Source organism: Streptomyces platensis (genome assembly GCF_008704855.1).
Classification (GTDB): domain Bacteria; phylum Actinomycetota; class Actinomycetes; order Streptomycetales; family Streptomycetaceae; genus Streptomyces; species Streptomyces platensis.
Genome location: NZ_CP023691.1, coordinates 1,607,971 through 1,634,362 on the forward strand (window position 1 = coordinate 1,607,971; position 26,392 = coordinate 1,634,362).

Below are 26,392 nucleotides of genomic sequence, written 5' to 3' on the forward strand. Positions count from 1 at the left end.
GTGTCGGTGACCCCGTTTCCGAGGAAGCCCCAGAAGCTGTATCCGATCTTCATTTGGTGATCCACCGCCCTTCGAGCAGCAGGGCGTCGAGCCCGGAGTTCGCGAGGCAGTCCAGTGCCATCTCCGGGGTGCCGCAGATGGGCTTTCCCTTGACATTGAGCGAGGTGTTGATCAGGACAGGCACCCCTGTACGGCGGGCGAACGCCTCCAGGACCTGGTGCATGAACGGGTTCTGTGGCGCGGTGACGGTCTGGAGGCGGGCGGTGCCGTTGGCGTGGACGATCGCGGGGATGCGCTCGCGGGCAGCGTCGGTCACCTGGGAGGCCATGGACATGTACGGGGCGTCCTGGCCGAGGGTGAAGAACTCACGCGCGCGGACGGCAGTGACCATCGGGGCGAACGGGCGGAAGGGCTCGCGGAACTTCACCGTTGCGTTCAGGCGCTCGACCACCCCGGCTTCGAGGGGCGAGGCGAGGATCGAGCGGTTCCCCAGGGCACGGGGGCCGGCCTCGACGCGGCCCTGGAACAACCCCACGATCATCCCGTGGGCCAGCTGGTCCGCGAGAAACTCCGCGGCGTCCATCCCGAGGGGCTTCTGCTTCAGTCCGGGCCACGAGGTGAGGTCCAGCTCCGGCTCCGGGAAGGACGGGCCGAGGTAGCAGGTACGGGCGATCCCGGACAGGGGCCGTTGGCTGCCGCTGTCGGTGTGCACGGCGACCGCGGCACCGATCGCCGTGCCTGCGTCGCCGGGAGCCGGCGGGACGAAGACCTCGTCGAAGATGCCGGCGTCGATGATCCGTCCGATGCTGACGCAGTTGGTGGCCACGCCACCGCCCACGCACAGCCTGCGCGAGCCACTCACCAAGCGGGCTCGGCGCGCGAGGTGGATCACGATCTGCTCGGTGCGCTCCTGGAGGGCGGCGGCCAGGTCCTGGTGGATCTCCTGGACCGGCTCGTCCGGTTGCCGGGGCGGGCAGGTCTCGGCGCCGAACCGAGGGGAAGTGCGTGGATAGCCGGAGGTGAGCACGCGGGGTGGGAAGTACGCCGGGTCCACGGCGAAGCCGGTGGCTGTGGTGTGGACTGCGCGGGTGAAGACGTGCCGGAATCGGGCGGGGTCGCCGAGCGCTGCGAGGGCCATCACGGTGCCTTCTTCGTCGCCGCGCCGCCAGCCGAGGTGCTCGGTAACCGCCCCATACACATAGCCCAGCGAAGCCGGGTCCGTGAGCCCCTCCAGCATGCGCACCCGGGGACGGGCGCTCTGGTGAGCGTGGGCGATGGTGGTGGTCTGCCGCTCGCCGAGGCTGTCGACGACGAGAACAGCCGCCTCCTCCCAGCCCGACGCGGTGAACGCGGCCAGTTGATGCGCGCGGTGGTGCAGTACGGGGGTAACACGGGCGTCGGGGAAGTCCTGAGCGAGGAGCCGCAGGCGACGTCGGGTACGCACGGCGACCTTGGCGAACCCTGCCGCACGCGGTATGGCCCGTGAGCGGGTCGTGCCCGACAGAGCCATCCGCAGGGCAGCAGGAGTCTCGGCGAGGTAGCGGATGGGTTGGAAGTTGTACGCGACTGCATCGACGTCACCCGGCGTGATGCCGGCCTCCCCCAGCAGCCACCCGATGGCCTGACGCGGGTACTCACGGGTGTGTTTCTGCTGGGACAAGCGCTCCTCTTCGACAAAGCCCACCAGCTCGCCGTCGATGAGGAGAGCTGCGGCGGAGTCGTGGGTGAAGGAGCACACGCCCAGGACGACGGACGGAACGTGGTCCACGGCGGTCGTCACCTCGTCCCCACCGGTGCGGAAGCCGGCGTGCCGCCAACGCGACGATTCAGCTCGCCGTACCAGCCGGTCAGGGCCTCGCCGAGCGGCCCCTCGAGGGCGTCAGCGATACGACACGCCTGCTCGTGCTCTCCGCCCTTCCAAAGCCGGTAGCTGCGCATCGTCTCAGCCATGGCATCCCAGCCCGGGTACCCCGTCTCGCCACCGGCTTCAACCTGGTCGAGGAGCTTCTCGAACCCCTCCCACCGCGTGGACAGTTCAGGCATCACCGGACTCGCTGCCACATCGGTCAACGCGTCGGCCTTCTCGATGTCGCGCTCGTAGATGTGGAGGGAGTCGACGTGGTGGTGGTACTCCCCCAGGTCGACGTCCAGCCAGCCGGCGACGAGCTCGTGGAGCGTGGTGAAGAAGAACAGGTCGTACGGCATGCCGATCCACACGTCCTGGCCGCGCATCGTGGTCGACATGTGCAGTCGTCCGCCACGCAGGTGGAAGCGGAAGCCGAGTGTGCAGGGGACGTCTTTGTGGCCGGCGGTGTCGCGAGCCGGGTCGTAGAGCTGGATCGTCGCCCGTCGGGAGTCGGGGTCGTCCTTGAGGATCTCCACGACACGGTGGAGCTGGTCGACCTCCCCGCCCCAATTCCGCATCCTGGGCCCATACGCGCCGCGGAGGACGCCGTCGTCGGCGTACTGCCGCAGCCGCGCGTTGTAGTCGAAGATCCACGGGGCGTCGGAGCCGGAAAGGTGCCAGACGGTCTCGGCCACCGCGAAGGCGGGGTTCACAATGCGGGCGGGCGGCGCGTACAGGAGTCGTGCCCGGGGCTGGGTCAGGCGCATGGTGAGGTCGAGGACCTCACGAGTAGCCATCCCGCGCGGGCTGATCTTCTCTCCGCTCTTGGCCAACGTAACGGCCCCGGTGAAGAGTTGGGCGACGGTGTCGGCTGTCAGGTTCGTCATCGGATGGTGGCTCCCTCGCCCCGGGACAGGCCGGACTCGGCGCCCGCGGGATGGTGTGCGATTGGGTCGGTGTGCGAGATGCCGGCCTCGGCCTGGCGGATGATGAGCTGGGCGATGTCGGCAGCGCTGTGGCCTCGCCAGCGGCACACCGCATCGCGCGCTTCTCGCGGTACTCGGGCGCTCCCCCGGCTCACGAGGTCGAGCGCGTCCGTGACATCGGCAGCCGTTCGGCACCGATGCGCGACGGCGTGCCCTGCGAGACCAAGCGTGCGGTCACCGGGGCGGTCCAGTTCGAGGACGGGCACGTCGAGGAGTACGGCTTCGATGCCGCATGTGGAGGACACACTCACCACGGCGTCCGCACCCGCCAGGCAGCCACGCGCCCCGACGCGCGGATCGGCCACAGCCACAGGTGGTTTTCCGTCCCCTCGCAGCAGGCGGTCGAAGACGTGGCCCCCTTGGGCTGGGTGCGGGGCAATGACGAGCCCCCAGTGCCCCTGGGCCGCCTTCAGACCGTCGAGGATGATGTCCGCCTGAGCTTGGAGGCGCTCAGGGCCGAACGGCTGGCAGGCCCACACCGCGATCCGCACCGGACCGCGCTCGCTGTCGGCGCCGAGCAGCTTCTGGAGATAGCGACGCTGTGCTTCCCGCCCGAGGCCGGCGAGCGCATCGAAGCGCGGCTGCCCCAGAACGTGGATCTCCGCCTTGGGGTGCCGACCCCATGACCTCGCCGGGGCAACGTCGCGGTCACCCATCACAACGATGTGACGGCTGTGGAGGGCGGGCCAGGCGACCGACTCCGGTATCCACGCCCCGTGCTGGACGTTCACGGTGGTGGCACCATGCCGCTCCGCGGCATGGGCGGCGAGCGCTCCGAGCGGGCTGGTGTCGTTGCTCAGCAGCACGGTGTGCGGGCGTACCGCGTCGAGCAGCTCCTGGAGCCACTCCTCCACTCGCACTACGGCTCGCCAGGACGGCTGGGTACACCCGCCGCTCCCTTCCAGAAGTGCGGCGGCGAGGCGCTCCAGCCGGTCCAACCGAACGGTGTGTACACCGACTTGGGCCGTGCCATCGACGCCGTCGGGTTCTTCGGTATCCAGACGCAGCCCGGGGACCGTCCCGGAGGCGGTGACAGCCTCGGAGGGAGCTGGACACAGCGTGATGGACCCGCCCGCGGGGGCTGGGCAGCGCTCCACCGGGTCCGTGGCGAGGTCGACCAGCGCGCTGGATCGGCCTGCGCCGGCGAGCTCCTCCAACACCGGCAGCAGGGTCTGCGCGTGCCGGGATGACCAAGACAGTGCCACCACCTCGGCCGATACGACCGAAGGCGTAGGGGCACCTGCAAGTCGGCTATCAGGGTGGAGAGTCGTGAGCTTTCGCAGACGGGCGGAGAGCGCCGGATTATGCGGCGCCAGCGCACCAAGAGCGTACGCGACACCCGACCAGGTGACGGTGTAGGAGCGGTACTCGCGTGAGCTGCTGTCCCGCAGGCCAAGCAGTCCTTCGTACGGGGCAAGGGTCACGGGCCCGGGGGCCGCGGCGAACTCGGGCCACGCGCTCAGCGCCAGGAGCTTCCGCACCAGCTGCGCGATCAGACGCCGTACGGGAACGTGCTGCACGTACAACCACGAGGCACCACCCGGCGTCTCGGCGCGCCGCGAGCTGTACGTCTCCAAGGCGGACATGACGTCGGCGACGTGCCGATCCACCTCTGTTCGATCGACCGGCAAAGCCTCAAGATCCAGTGTGGTGATGCAGGCAGCCGTCATGTGCCGAAGGGACGCTTCCCCAACGAGCGCCCAGACGGTCTGCTCCCCCGCTGAAGTCCGGACGAGGCCGAGAGCGCTCCTCTTCGCAATGGTCACATCAGGCTCCCTGCGACAAAGGGGCCCGACTCACAGGTCGTGTCGAGTACCCGGAGGAGGTCCTGCGGGTCACGCGCGATCTCAGGTGTCGGGCTGCCGGGCTCGCCGTAGCCCCAAGCGGCATGCACGTACGGCACACCGGCCCGCCGGGCGCACTCGCGGTCAACGGCCATATCGCCCACGAACATCGCGGACGCGGGATCAGTGGCGAGATCAACGAGCGCGAGCATCAGGGGGTCCGGTGCCGGCTTACCCCGCCCGGGGCCGCTGGGGGTGCGGACCGCGGCAAAGGGGCACCCGAGCCGGGCCAGCAGTGGAGCGGCGCGGTCCAACGGCTTGGATGTGACGACGCCAAGCAGCCAGTCGGCGGCAGCGAATGCGTGGAGCACTTCCTCCACGCCGGCGAACGGGCTGGCCAGCTCGCAGCCTCGCTGAGATGCCTCCGCATACGTCTCGTGGAGACGATCAGCCTCGGTGAGGCCCAAGATTTCCATGATGTCGTCGAAGGGGCGGCCGAGGTGTTGCTCGTACGCCTCGAACGGCACGTCGACGCCGTGGCGTTCGCGTACCTCTCGCCACGCTTGCCGCATAACCGGCCGCGTATCGAGCAGAACGCCGTCGAGGTCGAGGACGAGCGCACGCCTGAGTCTGGACGCCGTCATCAGGATCGCGCTCCTTCGTCGGCGTTGAGGATGTGCCAGCTCCAGGCGAGGCTGACTCCGTGCACGGCGTCGGAAGCACCCATCTTGTCCAGCAACCGCCGAATGTGCTTCTTGGCGGTGTGGTGCGACATGAGCTGCGCTTTCGCGACTTCTCTTGCACCCGCCCCCTGGGCGAGCAGCCTGAGCGTGGTCGTCTCCTCATCGGAGATCTCCGGCCGCACGGCCTCCGCACCCTCGGGCCTGGCTGCATGGCCTGCTCGGCACGCCATGTCGGCGAGCACCGGGCGGCGGCTCGTGCCCAGCTTGGTCCGGATACTGCGCAGGTAGCCCTTGACGGTGTCCTCGGCCAAGCCGATGCGCGCCGCGATCTCGCTGTTCCCCAGGCCATCGGCGACAAGGCCCAGGATCTCGGTTTCCCTCGGTGTAAGGAGGTGCAGCAGGACAGGCGGGGAGTGTGCGGGCATGACGAACAGCTCCAAGATCTGATTGGACGCGTGGAGTGGTGAGGGCTGGCTGCGGTCAGACGGCCGGTGGCGTCGACGGCCAGCTCAGGAAGGCAAGCACCCGTTTGCCGGTGCCGTCGGGATTGAGGCGCGAGGTCCAGGCGTCCGCCTCGGCGGCTACGAGGCACAGGCCCCGGCCATCGAGCGCACTGATCGGCCCCTTACGCGGAACGGGGAGCTGGCGGGAGTTGTCCTCCAGCTCGATCCCCACGACGGCGTTCTGGTAGGAGATCGTCAGGGTGATCTCCTCCAACACGCCCTCGGACTTGGTTCTGCCATGGCGGCATGCGTTCGTGACGAGTTCGCTGACGATGAGCAGTACGCGATCGGCGAGAGCGTCCAGGCCCCACTCGGTGAGCTTCGTCCGGGTGAATGCCCGGGCCCGACGGGGGGCCAGATCGTCGGAGGACAATGAGATGCTCGATTGCAGCTCGGCGTGCTCGATGACGGCTTCCATGGCCAGGGCGGCGGTATTCATGCCGGCCCCTCGTCCCATCCGCCGGAACATCAAAGACTCGGCGGCAGCCGCCGTGCCGGCCGAGGATCCCCGGCCGATCATTGGGCCGTCTCCCTCAGTACCTGCAACGGAGCGGTAGCTCGAACTGCGAAGCCGCGGGCCTGGGCCAACCGCGGCTCGCCCAGGGCACGGGTCCAACGTCGATTGCCGGAGACTTCTGCGGGCGCGTGGAGCCGCTGGTGGCTGCACAGCAGGTATTCCTGCCCGGTGGCGAAGGTGAAGCGGTGCTGCTGATTCATGGTCGCGTTCAGCAGATCCACGCCAGCACGGAGCCGGTAGTCAGCAACCATCGATTCCCTGCGGAGAATGTGGAACGCGATCTGGTGGTTCGCCGTCATGGACATACCTCCCAAGGTCCCTGCCACGCCGAGGTCAAGTCGTCTCGGCACCGGCTTGCGGGTCACGCTGCCACCGCGCAATTGGAGATCACATATCCCCTGAGCGATATGGGAGTTGGGCTGCAATATGGCAACTGCAATGCCAGCATGAGCACCATGCGTCGGTATCGGTTGGCCGAGGTCGGGGAGGGGCAGTGAGCGGTGAGCGTCGTTGCCTGAAGTGCGGGTGCCGCCTCAGCCGCTACAACCCGGACGAACGGGAACTGTGTGGGGCGTGCGCACGAGGCGTCCCAACCTCAACCACGCCCGAGCCGCCCCCATCCCGACTCGTGTCTGGTCGGATCCCGGGATCCAAGATGCCCTCCGGGTCATGGACTTCGGGCAGGTGAGCCGTCTCCTGCGGCAACACGCCAGGTTGCGGCAAGACGACCTCGCTCGCCTCACCGGCCTCAGCCAGGGCTACCTCTCCCAGCTCGAATCCGGAACCCGGCGTCTCACGCGGGTGGACAAGACCCAGGCGTTTCTGGACGCTCTGAATGTGCCGGTCGAACTCCGTCCGCTCGCTCCCGGCAGTACGCCTGTGCGCGAGGCACCGGAGCCGGAACGTGAGGAAGCCGATCATTTGCGCTCGCTCGCCACCGGGGCGGCGCAGTCCTCCAGCGCGTTCGCCGAATTCATTTCTTCCAGCAACGTCAACACCGACGAGCTTGAGCAGTTCGGATTCACTCTCGCCCGCATCGCCACCGACTATGTCCACGCACCGCTGCTCCCGCTGTTCACCGAACTCGTCGCGGTACGGGATGAGCTCTTCAACCGCCTGCAGGGCCGCCAGCGCCCCCAGCAGAGCCGCGAGTTGTTCATGCTCACGGGGACGGCCTGCCTGCTCCTCGCGCACGCGTCACAGAACCTCGGCGAGCAGGCGTCCGCGATGGCGCAGATCCGTACCGCGCGCCTGTGCGCCGAGCATGCCGATCACACCGGGCTCCGGGCGTGGGCTGCCGGCACGGCCGCGCTGATCACCGAGTGGTCGCCACAGAACCGGATGGCGCTGAAGCTGACGGAATACGCGGCCCGGCTCGCTCCGGCAGGCCAAGCCCGAATCCGTATCGCCGCGATCGAGGCTCGCGTGGCGGCCCGAATCGGCGACCACGAGTTGTCACTGGCCGCGCTCGACCGGATGCGGCAGGCCAGGGAGGAAACGCCGCTCCATGATGAGGTCGAGCAGTTCGGCGGCCTGCTGACCTTCCCCCTCGCGAAGCAGGACTACTACCTCGGCGGCACCTACACGCTGCTCGGAAAACACGAGGAGGCCCACCGGCACGCCACCACCGCCATCACCGCGTACCGAAGCGGCCCGAAGGAAGAACGCTCGTACGGGGATGAGGCCCTGGCCCATATCGACCTGATCACCGCCGGCATCCTCCAGGGAGACCCGGACGGGGCGACATCCGCCCTTCAACATGTCCTGGACCTGCCCCCACAGATGCGCATCCGCCAGCTCGGCAGCGCCATGGATCGCCTCAGTAGCCTCATGCGCCGAACCGACCTCAAGGGCAACCGGACCATCGGACAGCTGGCGGACCTCATTCAGGGCTACCGGGTCATCGACGGCACGGCCGCGCTACGGTCGGAGCGATGACGATGACATCTCATACGCCCCAGGGCGCCGCTCAACGGGCCTGCACGGTCTGGGGGCTTTCGGCACGGGGCATCTCGCCCCTGCGCAGCCATGCCACCTCTGTCTATCTCCTGCCCCATGCCGACGCTGTCATCCGAGTCAGCCGGGTCGAACAGCGCGCCGCGATTCAACGAGCCATCGACCTCACCCGCTGGCTGACCGGCCACGGACTTGAGGTCACCGAACCGCTCGATGTATCGCAGCCCCTGGACATCCACGGATACGTGATCACTCTGTGGCGGCACTACCCGCAGCCCGAAGGCCCGCCCCCCGGCCCGGAACATCTCGGCCGCTTGCTCAGCCAGTTGCACCGGCTTCCCAAGCCCCCCATCGCGCTACCCGCCTACCACCCCCATCTCGCTCTGCGCCCTGCCGTCGAATCCAGTACCGCCCTTGCACCCAGCGATCGCGAGTGGCTGCTGGGCCGCTCCGATGAACTCTTGGATGCCTACGCGCATCTCGACTTGCCCCTCGGCCACGGATTGATCCACGGTGACGCCTATCCGGGCAACACCCTCTGGGACGGCTCCGCCGCCAGGCTCAGTGACTGGGACGAAGCGGCGATCGGCCCCCGCGAGGCCGACCTCGCCAACACCTTCCAGGGTGTCCGCTTCGGACGTACAACTACCCAACTGCGCGCCTTCTCCGACGCATACGGCTACGACATCACCGACTGGCCAGGGCTCTCGGTGCTCACCGAGCTACGGGACCTCCACACACTCGGTTCCTTTATCCGCCGCGCCGACCGGGGCGACTTTGAGGCGGCTACTCAGCTCGCCTTTCGCCTGGACACTCTGAAACGCGGCGACCGTACGAAGAGCTGGGCCATCCACTAACCTCGGGCTCTCACATGCATCGGCTGTCAGCGGCCAGTTAGTTTTCCCCGCTCGCGGCCACTTCAGCTCCCCACCATGGCCACTTCGATTCCCCACTGGCGGCCACCGCGTATACGCAGCGTGAGGTCATCCTCGGCGGCGCTCGCCCCACCACGGCAGGATCGGAGGCAGGTCGCTGAGCCCGCGGGCTGGGCGCTTCGGCATCGGCGATTCCCCGTCGTCCCCGTCCCAGCGGCGTGCGTATTGGTCCGGGAGGTTACCCCAGCCCCAGTAGGGAACCGGGCGGTCGGGTACCTCGCCGAGTTCGTCGAGGGGATCGATGCGCTTTTCCGCCACCGTGCACAGGTGGGCCCAGTCGTCGCCCATGTCGAAGACATAGGCGAACTGCTCGCCAGCCTGCAGCCTGCTCAGCTTGGTGGCATGGCCATCCACGGTGCCGTCCGGGCCCTCGTTGTCCCACCAGTCCAGGGGGCTGACCCGGCCGCCGTCGGCCAACGTGAACAGGTGCAGGTGGGCCAGGTCCCAGCGGCCGAAGGCGAGATCGATGGCCGTGGCGAACTGAGCGAAGGAGTGCGAGCGCGCGGCGGCGAAGATGCGGCCGGGGCGAGGCCACAGGTCTGCACCGTGCCCGGAGACCAACTCCACCCGGATGGATAGCCAGGTACGTGCCACGACCACAACTCCTTCATGCGCCAGGTTCCCATAGCCAGCACCGAGGCTACTGAGTGTGACTGCCGGTTGGGGAATCGAGCTGGCCGTACGTGGGGAATTTCGACTGGCCGCCGACAATCGGCATCCGGCACGTGATCAAGTAAGCCCTCGACCTGCTCGCCTGGATGCCCATGCTCTGCGCCGGATGCCGACGCGCTCCAGCACGGCCTTTCACCGCAGGAACAGACACTCCAGCCATCACACTCGACGTAGAATCGCCTGCTCAGAGGGGCTCGCCAGGCAGCCCAACCCGGGGACTTTTCGGGGACTTTCTGGTCTGTCAGGGGGACTTTCCGGGGACTTTCCGCCGCCTAAACAGGCAAGCCCCCGAAAGACCGGAAAGGGCCTCCGACGCAGGTCAGAGGCCCTTTCCTAGGTGAAGTCCCAGGTGGCGGCGGACGAGTCGGCCTGTACGCCGGGCACAGCTCGACCTCTGACGTCTGCGGCATACCCAGGGCCTTTCGTAAGGAGCCCCAGCCACGTCGCCAGTTGACCGGGCCGGACATGGGAAGCCGAGCAATGCTCGCGCCGACCGCGAACTTCTCTCCGCGCGTTTACATCCCGTGGTCATTGCACTCCTTTCCGTGCAATGACCCCCAACCACCGCCGCCCCAGCCCTGCGGCCGCACGGACGCCGCACAGCGCTTCGACGGCACGCTTGGGCGCCCCGTCGTCAATGACCCAACTCAAGCCCCTCCCCCGAGTGGCCGCGTAGCCAAATCATCAACCCGAGCCCTCATTTGGCGCGGCCGGAATTCCGAGCTACAACAGCACACTCGGGCGGGAAGACCCGTCGATGACGCTCGGACGGATTGGCACGTGATTTGGCGACGGTAGTAGACAAAGGCGTTGGGGCGCCCGGTAAGCGATGGCTCGTACGGTACCGGGAGCCCGGTGGGCGTAGCGCTCGGCAGCGTGAGAAGTCTTTCGACCGCAAGAAGGACGCGGTGGATTTCGCCACGAAGATGGAGAACGACAAGCGGGAGAACAGCTACGTCGATCCTTCTGCCGGCAAGGTGTCGGTGCGGCGCTATGCGGCCGAGTGGCTCGCTCTGAAGCCAATGGCGGCCGGCACGGAGGAGTCCTACGAGCGCATCATGCGTCTTCACGTCCTCCCGCAGCTGGGGAAGAAGACCATCTCCCAGGTCACTGCGGCCGACGTGGAGGAGCTGTACGCGCTCTGGCGCCGGCAGGACGCGATGCCCAACACGATAGATTCCCGCCGGATTGCTCTGTCGGGGATGTTCTCTCACGCGGTTCGCCACAAGAGGATCCGTGAGAATCCGGTAAAGCAGGCCGAGAAGCCTGCCAACCCCATCATGCAAGTGGATGAGAGGGCGCTTCCCAGCTTTGATGAGATCTCAGCCTTGGCCAAAGAGATTGGTCCACGCCTGGAGCCTGCTGTGTGGCTCATGGCGTGCTGCGGATTGCGTATCGGGGAGTCGCTGGGAGTCTTTCCAGAGGACATCGCCGACGGCACGCTGCGCTGCCGGCGGCAGGTTGTGCGTATCAAGAACTCCTCAGGTAAGTACGTTGCCCTCTACGCCCCCTTGAAGCATCGAAAAGAGGGCGAATGGCATGATATACCGGCGCCCGCCACCCTGGAGCCGCTTGCCGAACGGCTGCCCATTCGAAATCAGGCCGGAGGCATGATCTACCCCGACCTTTTCCGTAAATCCTGGGACCGGGCCCTGAAACGCCTCGGGCTTCCCGGCTACAACCCGCACGACCTGCGGCACAAATGGGCCACCGTGACCCTGAGCAACGGTGTCCCCATCCACGAGGTGTCGCGATGGATGGGCCACAGCTCGATCAAGATCACGGTGGACCGGTACGGCCACCTCACCCTCGACGGCAGTGACCGCTGCCGTCAGGTCATCGAGGCCACCTACGGGGTGCACATGCTCAGCGGATTCCCAGCTCCGCGAGAACTCGGTGCTGAGTTGGTGCTGGCTTAGCCGGGAAGTAGAGGTAACAGACCCCTCCCGAACCGCTCCTGACCTGGCCGTTTACATCGTGGCGCTTGGTCCGCAGCCAGATGTTCTCGAATTGCCGGCGCTTGTAGACGCGCCGGACCGCCGCGTTGTCCGGTGCGGCCGGGTCGTTGGCGATGATGTCGCCGTCCTTGGTGAAGCCGACGACGGTCATCAGGTGGCCGGAGGTGCCGTAGCCCGCGCCGTCGAGTTCGGTTTTGAGGAAGGACTGGGAGGTGATGACGGGGAGGCCCGCGTGGATGAGGCGTTCGACGGCCGTGAGGGAGGCCAGGCGGGTGACGACGCCCTGAAGGTCCCGGTAGGTGGCGGCGTAGGCGGCGTTGAAGGGCCAGTTGCCGCAGCCTTCGTACTGGTAGTCGAAGGTGTGGCGGGCGGCGTGGCAGACCTGGGGGTCGGCGTAGTCGGGGTTGACCCAGGAGAGCTGGTCCCGGGTGGGCTTGCGGCCCCAGGATTCGATGATCATCTGGGAGGAGGTGGGGCTGCACCAGGCCTCGCCCCCGTTGTCGTACTCCGGGTACTGACCCTTGTGGATCTCCTGGGAGTAGTGGGGGACGACCAGCTCGCGGCCTACCCGGCCGGGCCGTGATGCCGGCACCTCGAAGCGGTCGGGGAGGTCCGAGGCCATGGCGCCCAGTCGCCAGACGGTGGGGGTGAGGGCGGTGCCGGGCTTGCGGTGGAGGGTGATGCGCAGCTGGTACGAGGTCAGGCGGAGGCCGCTCGCGGGGGTGTCGATGGCGAAGGTGTCGGTGGAGATGCTGCTCTTGCCGTCCTTCTGACCGTCGACGGAGGTACGCCGGATATCGGCGTCGCCGTCGCCGGCGGTCCAGCGGCCCATCACGTACCAGGGGGTGCGGCCGCCGTCGGAGTAGGTGCCGCGCAGCTCGACGGCGATCCAGGTGCCGGGCGGGGTGTGGGCGTTCCAGGAGGCGACGGCCTCGGTGGCCGGGACCTTGAGGGAGTGCGCCGGGGACGTCCAGACGGCGTACTCCCAGGCGGTGGTCCGGCCGGTGTGCGGATCCTTGTAGTCGAGGGTGCCGACCGGGTGAACGAGGCGGATGCCGGGCCGGGCGCCGTGCGCGATGGCGGTGCCCTGGGCGTGGCCCTTGTTCCAGTCGGCGGTGGTGGTCCAGGCGTGATAGTCCACGAGGCTCTTCGTTCGGCGCGCGGCGGCTTCCGGGGTGGCGGCGGCCGCGGACGCTTCGGGCGTACGGGCGGCGTCGGCCTGCGCCGAGGGGGTGGCGGCACCCGCCGCGGCGGCGAGTGCGGCTGCCAGGACGGTGCGCCGGGGTGCGGAGCTGGTCATGGTGGAGGTCCCCCAGTGGGATGCAGACGGGCGGGCGGGAGGTCGGGGCGGACGGGCGGCGGGCGGCTGAGCAGTGGCTCAACTATTCCGGTTCCTGGCCTGCTGCGGAAGGCGGTGCGGGGCGCGTCGCGGCACCAATATTGGTGTGGACCACTGGCGTCGGAGTGCTGCGGGCGGGCGGCGTACGCTGGCGCAATGGACCGTGATCTTGCCTCGCTCGCCGCCCGGCTGCTCGCCGTGCCGCCCTCCTGCGGTCCGGTGCGGCTGATCGCGGTGGACGGGCACGCCGGCTCGGGCAAGTCCACCTTCGCCGAGCGGCTGGCCGGCGCGCTGGGCGGGGTGCCGGTGGTGCACACCGACGATCTCGCCACCCACGAGGAACTCTTCGCCTGGAGTGCGCGCTTCGACGCCCAGATCCTCGCGCCGCTGTCCCGGGGTGAGACGGCGCACTACGGCGTCTATGACTGGGTGCGCGGCGAGTTCACCGAGGAGCGTGCGCTGGCGCCCGAGCCGCTGGTGCTCGTCGAGGGTGTGGGCGCCGGCCGGCGGGCGCTGCGGCCGTTTCTGGCGTGCCTGCTGTGGATGGAACTGACGAGCGAACACTCCTGGGAAAGGGGTCAACTCCGGGACGGCCCGGGGCTCTCCGCGTTCTGGAGTGGCTGGATTCCGGCGGAGCGCGCGCACTTCGCGGCGGATCCTTCGCGCCCCTACGCCGATTTCCTGGTCCAGCAGGGGCAGATGGGGTACGAGGTAGTCGTGGGGCCTTCCGCGGCACCATGATCGGCCCCGCTTCTCACGCTCCGTAGTGGACCATGGCATAGGCGCCCGGCGACGCCGACAGGGTCCCGCCGAGTACCTCAACTCGGCTTGACCTGGGGGGCGTACAGGACTTACGTTCTCAATGTGCGGTTCAACGGACCGCCCACAGATGCGAAGCCCCCGGTTGTTCCCCCGTGATCGGGGGCTTCGTTCTGTCTGAAACCGCCCCGCGCCACCGCCGGGCGCCCTCTTTCCCTCACCCTGGGTCACCGCATCCTTCGCGCCGCGAACCCTCGCCCGGCCCCCCGCTGTTGCTCCGTACCGCCCTCTACGGCCTGCACCGATCCCGCAGGTACCATGCGAGTCCGTGCCACCACAGGCCAGGACCGAGGTGCGCGCGGATACGGTCAACTCCCGCCCGCGGTATGCCGGTTAGGGAGCCGCCGCCGGGCACTCGCCCGGCGCCGCACGGGGGGACGCTTTGTGGGGGGACGGGATGGATTTCGGCGCTCAGGGTTCGCCCGCCCCGGCCGAGCTCGCCTGGCTGCGCGCGGTCGACGCCTACACCGTGGGCGCGTATCCGCAGGCCGAGGAGGAGTTCCGGGCCGCGGTACGACTCGATCCGACGATGGCCGACGCCTGGCTCGGACTGCACGCGCTGCGCGCCGATACCTCCATCGCACTGCTGCGCATGCACCGGCACCGCGACCGCTTCGGTGAGATGCGCGCGCGTCACCGACGCACCCTCAACTCCTGGTACTGGCTGGGCTGGTGGGTCCAGCCCGTGCTGGAGACCGGCCGTGATCTGCTGCTCGCGCACGCCTCCCACTGGCTCGACGGCCGCCATGTCGCCGAGCTGGACCAGGCGCTGGCCGGCTGCCCGCCCGTCGACACCGACCCCCAGGTGCGCTTTCTGCACGCCTGCCGCGCCTATCTCGTCAAGGACTGGGACCAGCTCGTACGGCAGACCGAGCCGCTGCTCGCCGATCCGGTGCTGGGTATCGAGGCGGGGCTGTTCGGCGGGATGGCGCGGGTGCGGCTGGAGATGTACGGGCAGGCCGAGCCGCTGCTGTCCGCGGCGCTGATGCGCTGCCGCAGCGAGCAGCCGCAGCGCAAGGAGCTGCGCTACTGGCTCGCCCGCGCCCATGAGGGCACCGGCCGCAGCGCCGCGGCGCTCCCCCTCTACCGCGCCGTGCACCGCGTCGACCCGGCGTTCATGGACACCGCGGCCCGGCTCGCCGCCATCGCGGAGGGCGACGGCCTGGACGAGGGCTCCGATCTCGCGACGGTCTCCGCCGCCGGCCTCGGCCAGGAAGCCGGCGGCGATCCGGATCCGCTGGCCCCGCTCGATCCGGTCGACGGCCGTGAGCTGCTGGTGACCGGCGAGGCGGACGGTCCTGAGGGCGAGCCGGGTGGTGTGCCCGCCGGGGGCGACGCGGCGGCCCGGGTCAAGGCGACGGCCCCGGTGCCGCGCGGCGCCGAGCGGCTGCCCGCCGGGCCCGCCGATCCGGTGCTGCTGGAGAAGGCGCTGGCCGAGCTGGAGCGGATGGTCGGCATGGAGCCGGTCAAGCGGCAGGTGCGGGCGCTGTCCGCCCAGCTGCGGATGGCCCGGCTGCGGGCGAGCCAGGGGCTGCCGGTGCAGCCGCCGAAACGACACTTCGTCTTCTCCGGCCCGTCCGGCACCGGCAAGACGACCGTGGCGCGGATACTCGGGCGGGTCTTCTACGCCCTGGGACTGCTGGGCGGCGACCATCTCGTGGAGGCCCAGCGCTCCGATCTCGTCGGCGAGTTCCTCGGCCAGACCGCCGTGAAGGCCAATGAGCTGATCGACTCGGCGCTGGGCGGGGTGCTCTTCGTCGACGAGGCGTACAGCCTCTCCAACTCCGGCTACAGCAAGGGCGACGCCTACGGCGACGAGGCGCTTCAGGTGCTGCTCAAGCGCGCCGAGGACAACCGTGACCGGCTCGTGGTCATCCTGGCGGGCTACCCGGAGGGCATGGACCGGCTGCTGGCCGCCAACCCGGGCCTGTCCTCCCGTTTCACCAGCCGCGTCGACTTCCCCAGCTACCGGCCGCTGGAACTGACCGCCATCGGTGAGGTGCTGGCCGCGGAGAACGGCGACCGCTGGGACGAGGAGGCCCGCGACGAACTGTGCAGCATCAGCGGTCATGTCGTCGAGCAGGGCTGGATCGACGAGCTGGGCAACGGCCGCTTCCTGCGCACCCTGTACGAGAAGAGCTGCGCCTACCGCGACCTACGGCTCGCCACCTGGCCCGGCACCCCCACCCGCGACGACCTCGCCACCCTCCGGCTGCCCGACCTGATGCAGGCCTACGGCGAGGTCCTCTCCGGGCGGGGGCCGGATCCGCGGGGGCGGCCGGAGTACTGACCGTCGGGCGCCGGGCGGGCCGCCGGCGCCGGGCCTCGGGACAGCGCTTCCGCCCTCGGCGCCCCGGCCCGGCGCCGCCTCAACTCAGCCCGCCATCGCCCGGTTCTCCGCCGGCAGCGCCGCCTCCTCGCGGGGCTCGCTGACCCGCTCGCCGGGCTGCCGCCGACCGGTGCGGGCCGCCGGAGCACGCCGGTGGGCCGGGTCGCGGACCTCACCGACCAGCATTTCGAGGACGTCCTCCAGGGCGACCAGGCCGAGCACCCGGCCGGTCGCGTCGGCGACCGCTGCCAGGTGGGAGGCGGCCCGGCGCATCGCCGTCAGGGCGTCGTCCAGGGGCAGCTCGGCGCGCAGGGTGGTCATCGGGTGCCAGATGCGCTGGGGTACCGCGCGGTCCCGTTCCTCCAGGTCAAGGACGTCCTTGACGTGCAGATAGCCCATGTACGCGCCGCCGGGGGCGCACACCGGGAAGCGGGAGTAGCCGGTCCGTACGGTCAGCTCCTCCACCTGGCGGGGGGTCACGGTCGGGTCGACGGTGACCAGTGCCGCCCGGTCGAGGAGGACATCCGTGACGGGGCGGCTGCCCAGTTCCAGGACGTCCGAGAGCTGTTCCTGTTCGGCCGGCTCCAGCAGGCCCGCCTGCCCCGCGTCCTCGACGAGGTGGGTCAGCTGTTCGCTGGTGAAGACCGCCTCGACCTCGTCCTTCGGCTCCACCCCGAAGATCCGCAGCACCCCGCGGGCGCAGGCCCCGAGCAGCGCGGTGACCGGGCGGCACAGCCGCGCGAAGGCGACCAGGCCGGGGCTGAACCACAGGGCGGTCTTCTCCGGCGCCGCCATCGCCAGGTTCTTCGGGACCATCTCGCCGATGACGAGGTGGAGGAAGACCACCAGCGCCAGGGCGATGACATAGCCGAGCGGGTGGACCAGGGCGGCGGGGAGGTGCACCGCCGCGAAGAGCGGTTCCAGGAGATGGGCGACGGTCGGCTCGGCGACCGCGCCGAGCGTCAGTGAGCAGACGGTGATGCCGAACTGGGCGGCGGCCATCATCTGCGGGAGGTTCTCCAGGCCGTGCAGCACCTGGCGGGCCCGGCTGGAGCCCTCGGTCGCCAGGGGTTCGATCTGGCTGCGGCGTACGGAGACCAGGGCGAACTCGGCGCCGACGAAGAAGCCGTTGGCGAGCACGAGCAGTACCGCGAAGAGGAGCTGGACCAGCGTCACCGGGCCACCTCCGCGCCGACCACGACGGGTTCACGGGGCGCCCCGGGGGCGGCGGGCACCGTGACGGTCGCGGTCCGTACGATCCTTATCCGCTCTGCGCGGTGGTGCGACACCAGCCGCACCCGCAGCCGCCAGCCGTCGAGTTCCGCGATGTCGCCGGGGGCCGGGATCCGGCCGAGTATGTGTGCCACCAGTCCTGCCACCGTCTCGTACGGTCCTTCGGGGGCGTCCAGGCCGATCCGCCGCAGGGTGTCCACCCGGCAGCCGCCGTCGGCGTCCCAGGCGGGGCGGCCCTCCTCGGGCGGGGCCTGGCCGAGCTCGGGCAGGTCGACCCCGTCGTGCTCGTCGCGGACCTCGCCGACCAGCTCCTCGATGATGTCCTCCAGGGTGACCACGCCGGCCGTGCCGCCGTATTCGTCGACGACGACCGCGATCGGCTGTTCGCTGCGCAGCCGCTCCAGCAGCGGCTGCACCGGCAGCGTCTCGGGCACCAGCAGCGGCGGTACCGCGATCCGTCCGACGGGGGTGCGCAGCCGGTCGTGCTCCGGGATGGCCAGCGCGTCCTTGAGATGCACCATGCCGACGATCTCGTCGAGGCGGGTGCGGTAGACGGGGAAACGGGAGAGGCCGGTGGCCCGGGTGAGGTTCACCACGTCCTCGGCGGTCGCGGAGGACTGGAGGGCGCTCACCCGCACGCGCGGCGTCATGACGTTCTCCGCCGTCAGATCGCCCAGCGAGAGGGTGCGGACGAACAGGTCAGCGGTGTCCTGCTCGATCGCGCCCGCGCGGGCGGAGTGCCGGGCGAGCGAGACCAGTTCACCCGGGGTACGGGCGGAGGCCAGCTCATCGGTCGGCTCCACGCCCAGGGCGCGCACCAGACGGTTGGCGACGGTGTTCAGCAGGGTGATCACCGGGCGGAAGAAGCGGGAGAAGGCCCGCTGCGGGCCGGCCACGACGCGGGCGACGGGCAGCGGCTTGGAGACCGCCCAGTTCTTGGGGACCAGCTCGCCGACGACCATCTGGACGCCGGAGGCCACCAGCATGCCGGTCACCACGGCCGTGCCGGGTACCGCGCCCTGGGGCAGGCCGGTGGCCAGCAGCGGGCCGGACAGCAGCTCGGCCAGCGCGGGCTCGGCGAGCATACCGACCACCAAGGAGGTGATGGTGATGCCCAGTTGGGTGCCCGAGAGCTGGAAGGAGAGTTCCCGGAGTGCGGAGACGACGGTGTGGGCGCGGCGGTCGCCGTCGGCCGCGGCGCGCTCGGCGTCCGCCTTCTCGACGGTGACGAGTCCGAACTCGGCGGCGACGAAGAAGCCGTTGGCCAGGATCAGGACGAGCGCCGCGGCGAGCAGCAGCAGGGGGCCGGTCATGCCGCCGCCTCCGTGGTATGCGGGGGTTGGGGAGGGGCGGCGCAGGTACTACAGGACGATCCGTCCATTGCCGGAGGGAGTCACTCCTCGGGTCGTGGTGAGCCCACTGAAGGGCAGGGCGCAGGGTGCGCCCCGGAGAACAGAGTAAACAGCGGGGCCCGCATTAGGGCAGGCTCACCCGGCCGTGTGGTCGACAGCACCATGCTTCTCGGTGAGGTCGCGCAGCGCCCGGGCGTCCCGGAGGGCCTGCTCCCGGGCGATGCCGGGCTGAATACCCATGGCGGGCAGGCTGGTGCCGTCGGCGAGGTCGAGATGGACCCAGGGGTCGCCGACCCGGAGGTTGACCCGGACGACCTGTGCCCAGGCCAGTTCGCGCGTGGTGGTGAGGTTGACCACCGTGATGCCCTCCTGCCGGGCGACCACCTTCGGGCGGCCGAGCAGCAGGAGGACGGCGAGCACCAGCAGTCCGGTGAGGACGAAGCTCAGCCGTTCGCCGCCGCTCAGCTTGGGCAGCGCCAGCGCGATCGCCGTGAGGGCGGCGAGCTGGGCGAGGCCCACGGAGTACAGGACGACCCGGGTGCGGGTCGGCCGGAAGGTCACCGGCAGGCTGGGCAGGGGCGCGGACACGTCGTCGGTCTTCCGTCGTGGGTGATGCGGTGCGTACGGGTGGGTGGCCGGGGGCCGCGGGTCAGAGCCGGCAGGCGTGGATGCCGGTGGTCAGGATCGCGCGGGCGCCGAGGTCGTAGAGCTCGTCCATGATGCGCTGGGCGTCCTTGGACGGGACCATCGAGCGGACCGCGACCCAGCCCTCGTGGTGCAGCGGGGAGACGGTCGGCGACTCCAGCCCCGGGGTGAGGCCGACGGCCTTCTCGACGTGCTCGACCCGGATGTCGTAGTCCATCATCACGTAGCGGCGGGCCACCAGGACGCCCTGCATACGGCGCAGGAACTGGCGCACCTTCGGGTCGTCGTCCGGCGCTCCGGTGCCGCGGATGACGACGGCCTCGGACTTCAGGATCGGCTCGCCGATGATCTCCAGCCCGGCGTTGCGCAGGGTGGTGCCGGTCTCCACGACATCCGCGATGATCTCGGCGACGCCGAGCTGGATGGCGGTCTCCACGGCGCCGTCGAGGTGGACGACGGAGGCGTCCACGCCGTTGTCGGCGAGGTGCTGGCGGACCAGGCCGGAGAACGAGGTGGCGATCGTCATGCCGCCGAACTCGCTGACGTCCTTGGCCGTGCCCGGGCGGGTGGCGTAGCGGAAGGTCGAGCCGGCGAAGCCGAGCTGGAGGATCTCCTCGGCCGGCGAGCCGGAGTCCAGCAGCAGGTCACGGCCGGTGATGCCGATGTCGAGCTTGCCGGAACCCACGTAGACCGCGATGTCGCGCGGGCGGAGGAAGAAGAACTCGACCTCGTTCTCGGCGTCGACCAGGACCAGTTCCCTGCGGTCCTTGCGCTGGCGGTAGCCGGCCTCATGGAGCATCGCCGACGCAGGCTCGGACAGTGAACCCTTGTTGGGGACAGCGATGCGCAGCATGAGAGCAAGTTCCTTTGCAGGTGAAGGGTGTTGGGGTGCGGTGTGGTGGATCAGAGGTGGGCGTAGACGTCGTCGAGGGAGATGCCCTTGGCGACCATCATGACCTGGAGGTGGTAGAGGAGCTGGGAGATCTCCTCGGCGGCGGCCTCGTCGGACTCGTACTCGGCGGCCATCCAGACCTCGGCGGCCTCCTCGACGACCTTCTTGCCGATCGTATGGACGCCTGCCTGCACCAGCTCGGCGGTACGGGAGGTGGTGGGGTCGCCGGTGGCGGCCTTCTGCTGGAGCTCGGCGAAGAGCTCCTCGAAAGTCTTCTTGGACATGATGGTGACCACCCTACGCGGTTGCCCCCTCGCCTCAGCGCCAGGGCTCGGACACGGTCCGCAGCGTCGCGGCGGTGGCGACGGCGGCGGTGACCGCTTCGTGGCCCTTGTCCTCGGTGGAGCCTTCGAGGCCCGCGCGGTCCAGGGCCTGCTGCTCGGTGTCGCAGGTCAGTACGCCGAAGCCGACCGGTACGCCGGTGTCCACCGAGACCTGGGTCAGGCCCTGGGTGACGCCCTGGCAGACGTAGTCGAAGTGCGGTGTGCCGCCCCGGATGACCACACCGAGGGCGACCACGGCGTCATAGCCGCGGCCGGCCAGGACCTTGGCGACGACCGGCAGCTCGAAGGTGCCGGGCACCCGCAGCAGCGTCGGCTCGTCGATCCCGAGCTCGGTGAGGGCGCGCAGCGCGCCGTCCACGAGGCCGTCCATCACTTGCTGGTGCCACTGCGCCGCGATGACGGCCACCCGCAGGTCGCCACAGTTCTTCACGGTCAGTTCGGGTGCGCCCTTGCCGCTCACAGTTCTCCTCGTTCGGGTGATGGTGCCGGTTGGTGGTGACGTGGTGCCGGGTGGTTACTGGTTGTCGCAGGTGGTGGCGGAGGCGGGCGGGGCGTAGGCCGCCCCGTTGGCGCCGCCGCCCGCGGCGGGGTCCAGCCAGGGCAGGTCGTGCCCCATCCGGTCCCGCTTGGTGCGCAGATACCGCAGATTGTGTTCCCCGGCCTGGACGGGCATCGCCTCGCGGCCGGAGACCCGCAGGCCGTGCCGCACCAGGGCGGCGGTCTTCTCGGGGTTGTTGGTCATCAGGCGCACCGAGCGCACCCCGAGGTCCTGGAGCATCTGGGCGCCGGCCGCGTAGTCGCGGGAGTCGGCGGGCAGCCCCAGTTCGAGGTTGGCGTCGAGGGTGTCCCGGCCGCGCTCCTGGAGTTCGTAGGCGCGCAGCTTGGACAGCAGGCCGATACCGCGTCCCTCGTGGCCGCGGAGGTAGATCACCACACCGCGTCCGGCCTCGGCGATCCGCCGCTGCGCGGCCTCCAGCTGGGGGCCGCAGTCGCAGCGCAGCGAGTGGAAGATATCGCCGGTCAGGCATTCGGAGTGCACCCTGACCAGGACGTCCTCGCCGTCGCCGAGCTCCCCGGCGACCAGCGCGATGTGCTCGACGCCGTCGACGGTGGAGCGGTAGCCGTAGGCGGTGAACTCGCCGTGGGCGGTGGGCAGCCGGGTCTCGGCCTCGCGGCGCACGGTGGGCTCGGACGACTGCCGGTAGGCGATCAGGTCCTCGATGGAGATGATCGACAGTCCGTGCTTACGGGCGAACGGCACCAGCTCGGGCAGCCGCAGCATCGTGCCGTCCTCGCCGGCGATCTCCACGATGGCGGCGGCCGGGCGCAGTCCGGCCAGCCGGGCGAGGTCGACGCCGGCTTCGGTGTGGCCGTTGCGGACCAGCACGCCGCCGGGCCGGGCGCGCAGCGGGAAGATGTGGCCGGGCCGGACGAAGTCACCGGCGGTCGATTCCCCGGCGGCGAGCAGCCGCAGGGTGGTGGCGCGGTCGGCGGCGGAGATGCCGGTGGTCACGCCGTGCGCGGGGGTGGCGTCGACGGAGACGGTGAAGGCGGTCCGCATCGACTCGGTGTTGTGCTCGACCATCTGCGGGAGTTCCAGCCGGTCCAGCTCCGGGCCCTCCATGGGGGCGCAGATCAGCCCGCGGCACTCGCTCATCATGAACGCGACGATCTCGGGGGTGGCCTTCTCCGCGGCGATGACGAGGTCGCCCTCGTTCTCGCGGTTCTCGTCGTCCACGACGACCACGGGGCGGCCGGCGGCGATATCGGCGACGGCCTGCGCGACGGGGTCCAGCGCCAGGGCCGCGGCGTCCTCGTCGTACCAGCTCTGTAGTGCGGTCATGCCGCTGCTCCTTCCAGGACGGGGCGGCCGCTCGCACGCGAGCGCAGCCACCAGTCGCGCATGCCCCACACGACGAGGGCGAGATAGACGACGTAGACAAGGCCGGAGAAGGCGAGCCCGCTGCTGAAGGCGAGCGGGACGCCGACGACGTCGACCAGCAGCCAGGCGAACCAGAACTCGACCAGTCCGCGGGCCTGGGCGACCATCGCGGCGAGCGTGCCGACGAAGATGTAGGCGTCCGGCCAGGGGTTCCAGGACAGCTGCGGGATCAGGGTGAAGAGGGTGCCGACGGCCGCGGTGCCCAGTGCCGTGCCGCCCAGCAGCACGGCCCGCTCGCGCCAGTCGGCGAAGCGTACGGCGATGGAGCCGTCCTGGGCCTGCTGCCGGCCGCGCTGCCACTGCCGCCAGCCCCACAACGCCACGCCGATGACGAGGAGTTGCTTGCCGACGCCGCCGCTGAGATGGGCGGAGGCGTAGGCGGCGACGAGGATGACTCCGGAGAGGAGCTGGGCGGGCCAGGTCCAGATGGAGCGCCGCCAGCCGAGCGCCAGCGCGGCCAGACCGATGGTGTTGCCGATCATGTCCGACCAGATGACGTGCTGTCCGAAGGCCGTGAAGACCTCGCCGTTCAGCGTGTCGAGGACGCTCACCGGTCCATCTCCTTGATCTCCTCGAGATCCCTGAGGTCCGCGCCGGTGCCGGTGTCTCGCCCGAGCAGCCGCTCGACGTACTTGGCGAGGACATCGACCTCGAGGTTGACGGGGTCGCCGGCCTTCTTGATGCCCAGCGTGGTCAGGGCGAGGGTGGTGGGAATGAGGCTGATGGTGAAGTAGTCGTCCGCCGCGTCGACGACGGTGAGGCTGACGCCGTCGACGGTGATCGAGCCCTTCTCGACGACGTAGCGGGACAGCGTGGCCGGCAGCGCGATCTTGACGATCTCCCAGTGTTCGGCGGGGGTGCGTTCGAGGATCGTGCCGGTGCCGTCGACATGGCCCTGGACGAGGTGCCCGCCGAGCCGCCCGCCGAGCGCCATCGGGCGCTCCAGGTTGACCCGCGAGCCGGCGGCCAGCGCGCCGAGGCTGGAGCGGTTGAGGGTCTCGGCCATCACATCGGCGGTGAATTCACCGTCGGCGGTGTCCACGACGGTCAGACAGACACCGTTGACGGCGATCGAGTCACCGTGCTTGGCGTCCTCGGTGACGACCGGCCCGCTGAGGCGGAAACGGGAGGCGTCACCGAGGTTCTCGACGGCGACGACCGCACCCAGTTCTTCGACGATTCCGGTGAACACTTCAGTTCTCCTCGTGGAGGGCGTGGCGGATGGGGGTGGCGGTGATGCGCAGGTCGGGTCCGAGCCGTTCGGTGTCGGTCACGTCGAGCCGCAACGCCTGGGCGATGGTGGTGATTCCGGCGTCGCCGACGGCGGCCGGGCCGGCGCCGAGCAGTACCGGCGCGAGGTAGCCGACGACCTTGTCGACGGCCTGGGCGGCGAGGAAGGCACCGGCGAGCGTGGGGCCCCCTTCGAGCAGCACGGAGCGCACGTCGCGCTCGTACAGGGCCTGGAGCAGTGCGGGGATGTGCAGTCCGCGCCCGTCGGCGGCGCGCGGCAGCCGGACGATCGGGGCGAGGCCGTCGAGGTGGCCGGCGTCGGCGTCCTCGGCGACCGCGATGAGGGTGGGCGCGGTGCCGTCCAGGACGCGGGCGCCGGCCTTGACGACGGTGGCGCCGGAGTCGACGACCACCCGCAGCGGCTGGCTGATCTCGTCGTCGGACAGCCCGCCGATCCGGGCGCCGAGCTGCGGGTCGTCGGCGCGGGCGGTGCCGGAGCCGACGATCACCGCGTCCGCGGCGGCCCGCAGCCGGTGCACGTCGGCGCGCGACTCGGGTGCGGAGATCCAGCGGCTGGTGCCGTCGGCGGCGGCGATCCGGCCGTCGAGGGTGGCGGCGTACTTCCACAGCACGAAGGGGCGGCGGCGCAGCACCGAGGTCAGCCAGGCCTCGTTGCCCGCGGCTGCCTCGTCGGCGAGCAGTCCGCCCTCGACGTCGATCCCGGCCTCGGCCAGGGTGACGGCGCCGCCGGTGGCGGTCGGGTTGGGGTCGGAGACGGCGTAGACGACGCGGGCGATCCCGGCGTCGATCAGCGCCTGGGCGCAGGGGCCGGTGCGACCGGTGTGGTTACAGGGTTCGAGGGTGACCAGTGCGGTGCCGCCCCGGGCGCGTTCGCCCGCGGCACGCAGGGCATGGATCTCGGCGTGCGGCCCGCCGGCCCGCTGATGCCAGCCCTCGCCCGCTGTGCGGCCGGCGGAGTCGAGGACGACGCAGCCGACCACGGGGTTGGGGCTGGTGTGCCCGAGCCCGCGCGCGGCGAGCTCAATGGCTCGGCGCATCGCCGCGATCTCGACGGGGGCTGCGGTGGCCACCGGGTCCTCCTGCCTCTCAGGGCACGGACTCCGGGGCTGTCTGGACGACAGAAGCGGAAACGACGCCACGGGAACACCGCGGCCGGAAATACACGGACCGTCCGGGAAAATACCCGGACGCGCCGCCGACGGCGGTGTACCGAAGCTCGCCCGCCGCGCACTGCCTCCCATCCGGACTTTCACCGTCGGTGCAGGAATTTCACCTGCTCAACCGGCCGCTGGCTGCGGACGGGTCGCGGACTGTTACCGCCGGTTCGGAATTACACCGACCCCGGAGTGCGCTGCTGCTTTTATGTCAGTACGGCTTCAGTCTGCCACGCCGCGTCGTGGCCCATGCGAGCGAAGCCCTGTGGGCTGCCTCACAGCCCCGGCGCGCCGCCCGTGTCACACACGGCGCACATAAGGCGTCATAGCGGGGACGCACCCGTCCCTTCTCCCCTCAAGGACTGATCCGCGATGGCGACAATTCTGGTGACCGGCGGCACGGGCACACTCGGGCGGCCCCTGGTGCACCGGCTGCTCGACGACGGTCATGACGTCCGGTCACTGAGCCGGCGTCCGCACACCGGCACGGAGCGACCCCGGCCGCAGTCGCACGCGGTCGATCTGCGCGACGGCACGGGGCTGCCCGAGGCGCTGGCGGGTGTCGAGGCGATCGTGCACTGCGCCTCGACACCGGCCGGCGGCGACATGGAGGCGGCCGGCCGGCTCGTCCAGGCAGCGAAGACGGCGGGCGTCCCGCACCTGGTCTACATCTCGATCGTCGGAGTGGACCGGGTGCCGCTCCGCTACTACCGCACCAAGCTCGCCGTGGAGCGGCTGATCGAGGACTCCGGCATCGGCTGGACGGTGCTGCGCACCACACAGTTCCACCATCTGGTCCTCCAGCTCATCAAGGCAGGCGCCCGGTCACCGGTAGTGCCGGTACCTACCGGGGTACGGGTCCAGCCGGTCGAGGTACACGAAGTGGCCGACCGCCTCGCCGAGTTGGCAGCCGGCCCCCCGGCCGGCCGGGTCCCCGACCTGGGCGGCCCCGAAGTGCTGACGGCCCGGGACCTCGTACGGACCACACTGGAGGCGGGCGGACGACGCCGCCTCCTGATGCCTCTCTGGCTACCGGGCCCCACCGCCGCCGCACTACGCCGCGGCGGAAACCTGACACCGGAACACGCCGAGGGCCGACGGACTTATGCGGAGTTCCTGGCGGAGCGGGCGGCGGCGGTCTGAGTTCCCGGCGGAGCGGGTGGGGGGCCTGACGGGCGGCTGAGACGGGCGCGTTCAGGTGTTGGGCGCTGCCATCGCGACTACCCCGGCCTGCGACTCGTCGGGAATGCCC

General features: G+C 70.1%; 25 protein-coding genes and 1 riboswitch. Of the genes, 6 read left to right on the top strand and 19 right to left on the bottom strand.

Annotated features, from left to right (window positions below; translation table 11 throughout):
- Positions 1-49 precede the first annotated feature (49 nt).
- The 7 genes from CP981_RS06785 to CP981_RS37595 all read right to left on the bottom strand — a co-directional run bounded on the left by CP981_RS06785 (position 50) and on the right by CP981_RS37595 (position 6,618).
- Positions 50-1,768 (bottom strand): carbamoyltransferase family protein, encoded by a 1,719-nt coding sequence (locus CP981_RS06785; protein ID WP_085924566.1) that lies wholly within the window; start codon positions 1,766-1,768, stop codon positions 50-52.
- Between the two features lie 8 nt (positions 1,769-1,776).
- Positions 1,777-2,733: a thymidylate synthase gene (locus CP981_RS06790; RefSeq protein WP_085924479.1), complete on the bottom strand. Its 957-nt coding sequence runs from the start codon at positions 2,731-2,733 to the stop codon at positions 1,777-1,779.
- Positions 2,730-4,598, bottom strand: coding sequence for a hypothetical protein (locus CP981_RS06795; protein ID WP_085924480.1), 1,869 nt, complete (start codon positions 4,596-4,598; stop codon positions 2,730-2,732). Before CP981_RS06795 ends, CP981_RS06790 begins: the two co-directional genes overlap by 4 nt.
- Positions 4,595-5,260, bottom strand: coding sequence for an HAD family hydrolase (locus CP981_RS06800; RefSeq protein ID WP_085924481.1), 666 nt, complete (start codon positions 5,258-5,260; stop codon positions 4,595-4,597). Before CP981_RS06800 ends, CP981_RS06795 begins: the two co-directional genes overlap by 4 nt.
- Positions 5,260-5,739 carry a LuxR C-terminal-related transcriptional regulator gene (locus CP981_RS06805; RefSeq protein WP_085924482.1) on the bottom strand — a complete coding sequence of 160 codons (480 nt, stop codon included), beginning with the start codon at positions 5,737-5,739 and terminating at the stop codon, positions 5,260-5,262. The genes CP981_RS06800 and CP981_RS06805 overlap by 1 nt, the downstream gene beginning before the upstream one ends.
- Positions 5,740-5,779: 40 nt before the next feature.
- A complete protein-coding gene (locus tag CP981_RS06810; protein WP_158092642.1) occupies positions 5,780-6,241 on the bottom strand; it encodes an ATP-binding protein in 462 nt (153 codons plus the stop codon).
- Positions 6,242-6,318: 77 nt separating this feature from the next.
- Positions 6,319-6,618 (bottom strand): hypothetical protein, encoded by a 300-nt coding sequence (locus tag CP981_RS37595; RefSeq protein ID WP_158092643.1) that lies wholly within the window; start codon positions 6,616-6,618, stop codon positions 6,319-6,321.
- Between the two features lie 265 nt (positions 6,619-6,883).
- Between CP981_RS37595 and CP981_RS06820 the strand changes: the two genes are divergently transcribed.
- Together CP981_RS06820 and CP981_RS06825 are read left to right on the top strand one after the other, a co-directional pair.
- On the top strand, positions 6,884-8,257 hold the full coding sequence (locus tag CP981_RS06820) for a helix-turn-helix domain-containing protein (RefSeq protein WP_244329588.1): 1,374 nt from the start codon (positions 6,884-6,886) through the stop codon (positions 8,255-8,257).
- A complete protein-coding gene (locus CP981_RS06825; RefSeq protein ID WP_085924485.1) occupies positions 8,254-9,132 on the top strand; it encodes an aminoglycoside phosphotransferase family protein in 879 nt (292 codons plus the stop codon). The genes CP981_RS06820 and CP981_RS06825 overlap by 4 nt, the downstream gene beginning before the upstream one ends.
- A 126-nt stretch (positions 9,133-9,258) precedes the next feature.
- On the opposite strand, the gene CP981_RS06830 is transcribed toward CP981_RS06825, so the two are convergent.
- Positions 9,259-9,804, bottom strand: a complete 546-nt coding sequence (locus tag CP981_RS06830; RefSeq protein WP_167536067.1) for a plasmid pRiA4b ORF-3 family protein — start codon at positions 9,802-9,804, stop codon at positions 9,259-9,261.
- 986 nt (positions 9,805-10,790) lie between these two features.
- Here CP981_RS06830 and CP981_RS06835 point away from each other — a divergent pair.
- Entirely contained in the window at positions 10,791-11,801 is a 1,011-nt protein-coding gene (locus CP981_RS06835) for a tyrosine-type recombinase/integrase (RefSeq protein WP_085924487.1), read from the top strand.
- Here CP981_RS06835 and CP981_RS06840 read toward each other — a convergent pair.
- Positions 11,749-13,140 (bottom strand): peptidase C39 family protein, encoded by a 1,392-nt coding sequence (locus CP981_RS06840; protein WP_085924488.1) that lies wholly within the window; start codon positions 13,138-13,140, stop codon positions 11,749-11,751. The genes CP981_RS06835 and CP981_RS06840 overlap by 53 nt on opposite strands.
- A 195-nt stretch (positions 13,141-13,335) precedes the next feature.
- Here CP981_RS06840 and CP981_RS06845 point away from each other — a divergent pair, with 195 nt between their 5' ends.
- Entirely contained in the window at positions 13,336-13,920 is a 585-nt protein-coding gene (locus CP981_RS06845) for a uridine kinase family protein (protein WP_085924489.1), read from the top strand.
- Between the two features lie 475 nt (positions 13,921-14,395).
- Positions 14,396-16,288 carry an AAA family ATPase gene (locus tag CP981_RS06850; protein WP_085924490.1) on the top strand — a complete coding sequence of 631 codons (1,893 nt, stop codon included), beginning with the start codon at positions 14,396-14,398 and terminating at the stop codon, positions 16,286-16,288.
- 84 nt (positions 16,289-16,372) lie between these two features.
- Here CP981_RS06850 and CP981_RS06855 read toward each other — a convergent pair whose 3' ends face one another.
- The 10 genes from CP981_RS06855 to ribD form a co-directional block, all read right to left on the bottom strand.
- Positions 16,373-17,503 carry a hemolysin family protein gene (locus tag CP981_RS06855; protein ID WP_085924491.1) on the bottom strand — a complete coding sequence of 377 codons (1,131 nt, stop codon included), beginning with the start codon at positions 17,501-17,503 and terminating at the stop codon, positions 16,373-16,375.
- The gene (locus tag CP981_RS06860; protein ID WP_085924492.1) at positions 17,500-18,873 is read right to left on the bottom strand and encodes a hemolysin family protein; all 1,374 of its coding nucleotides are present in this window, start codon (positions 18,871-18,873) and stop codon (positions 17,500-17,502) included. The genes CP981_RS06855 and CP981_RS06860 overlap by 4 nt, the downstream gene beginning before the upstream one ends.
- A gap of 174 nt (positions 18,874-19,047) precedes the next feature.
- Positions 19,048-19,500, bottom strand: a complete 453-nt coding sequence (locus CP981_RS06865; protein ID WP_085924493.1) for a PH domain-containing protein — start codon at positions 19,498-19,500, stop codon at positions 19,048-19,050.
- Between the two features lie 61 nt (positions 19,501-19,561).
- Positions 19,562-20,410 carry an ATP phosphoribosyltransferase gene (gene hisG / locus CP981_RS06870; RefSeq protein ID WP_085924494.1) on the bottom strand — a complete coding sequence of 283 codons (849 nt, stop codon included), beginning with the start codon at positions 20,408-20,410 and terminating at the stop codon, positions 19,562-19,564.
- A 50-nt stretch (positions 20,411-20,460) separates the two neighbouring features.
- Positions 20,461-20,733 (bottom strand): phosphoribosyl-ATP diphosphatase, encoded by a 273-nt coding sequence (locus tag CP981_RS06875; RefSeq protein ID WP_042157533.1) that lies wholly within the window; start codon positions 20,731-20,733, stop codon positions 20,461-20,463.
- Between the two features lie 34 nt (positions 20,734-20,767).
- Positions 20,768-21,253 carry a 6,7-dimethyl-8-ribityllumazine synthase gene (ribH, locus tag CP981_RS06880; RefSeq protein WP_018087562.1) on the bottom strand — a complete coding sequence of 162 codons (486 nt, stop codon included), beginning with the start codon at positions 21,251-21,253 and terminating at the stop codon, positions 20,768-20,770.
- 54 nt (positions 21,254-21,307) lie between these two features.
- Positions 21,308-22,636 (bottom strand): bifunctional 3,4-dihydroxy-2-butanone-4-phosphate synthase/GTP cyclohydrolase II, encoded by a 1,329-nt coding sequence (locus CP981_RS06885; protein WP_085924495.1) that lies wholly within the window; start codon positions 22,634-22,636, stop codon positions 21,308-21,310.
- Complete coding sequence (locus CP981_RS06890; RefSeq protein WP_085924496.1) at positions 22,633-23,286, bottom strand: nicotinamide mononucleotide transporter family protein; 654 nt, start codon at positions 23,284-23,286, stop codon at positions 22,633-22,635. The genes CP981_RS06885 and CP981_RS06890 overlap by 4 nt, the downstream gene beginning before the upstream one ends.
- Positions 23,283-23,927, bottom strand: a complete 645-nt coding sequence (locus CP981_RS06895) for a riboflavin synthase (RefSeq protein ID WP_085924497.1) — start codon at positions 23,925-23,927, stop codon at positions 23,283-23,285. The genes CP981_RS06890 and CP981_RS06895 overlap by 4 nt, the downstream gene beginning before the upstream one ends.
- Position 23,928: 1 nt before the next feature.
- Positions 23,929-25,056, bottom strand: coding sequence for a bifunctional diaminohydroxyphosphoribosylaminopyrimidine deaminase/5-amino-6-(5-phosphoribosylamino)uracil reductase RibD (ribD, locus tag CP981_RS06900; protein WP_208852909.1), 1,128 nt, complete (start codon positions 25,054-25,056; stop codon positions 23,929-23,931).
- 153 nt (positions 25,057-25,209) lie between these two features.
- Positions 25,210-25,340: riboswitch (FMN riboswitch) on the bottom strand.
- Between the two features lie 172 nt (positions 25,341-25,512).
- Here ribD and CP981_RS06905 point away from each other — a divergent pair.
- The gene (locus CP981_RS06905; protein ID WP_085924498.1) at positions 25,513-26,283 is read left to right on the top strand and encodes an SDR family oxidoreductase; all 771 of its coding nucleotides are present in this window, start codon (positions 25,513-25,515) and stop codon (positions 26,281-26,283) included.
- Positions 26,284-26,392: the final 109 nt, after the last annotated feature.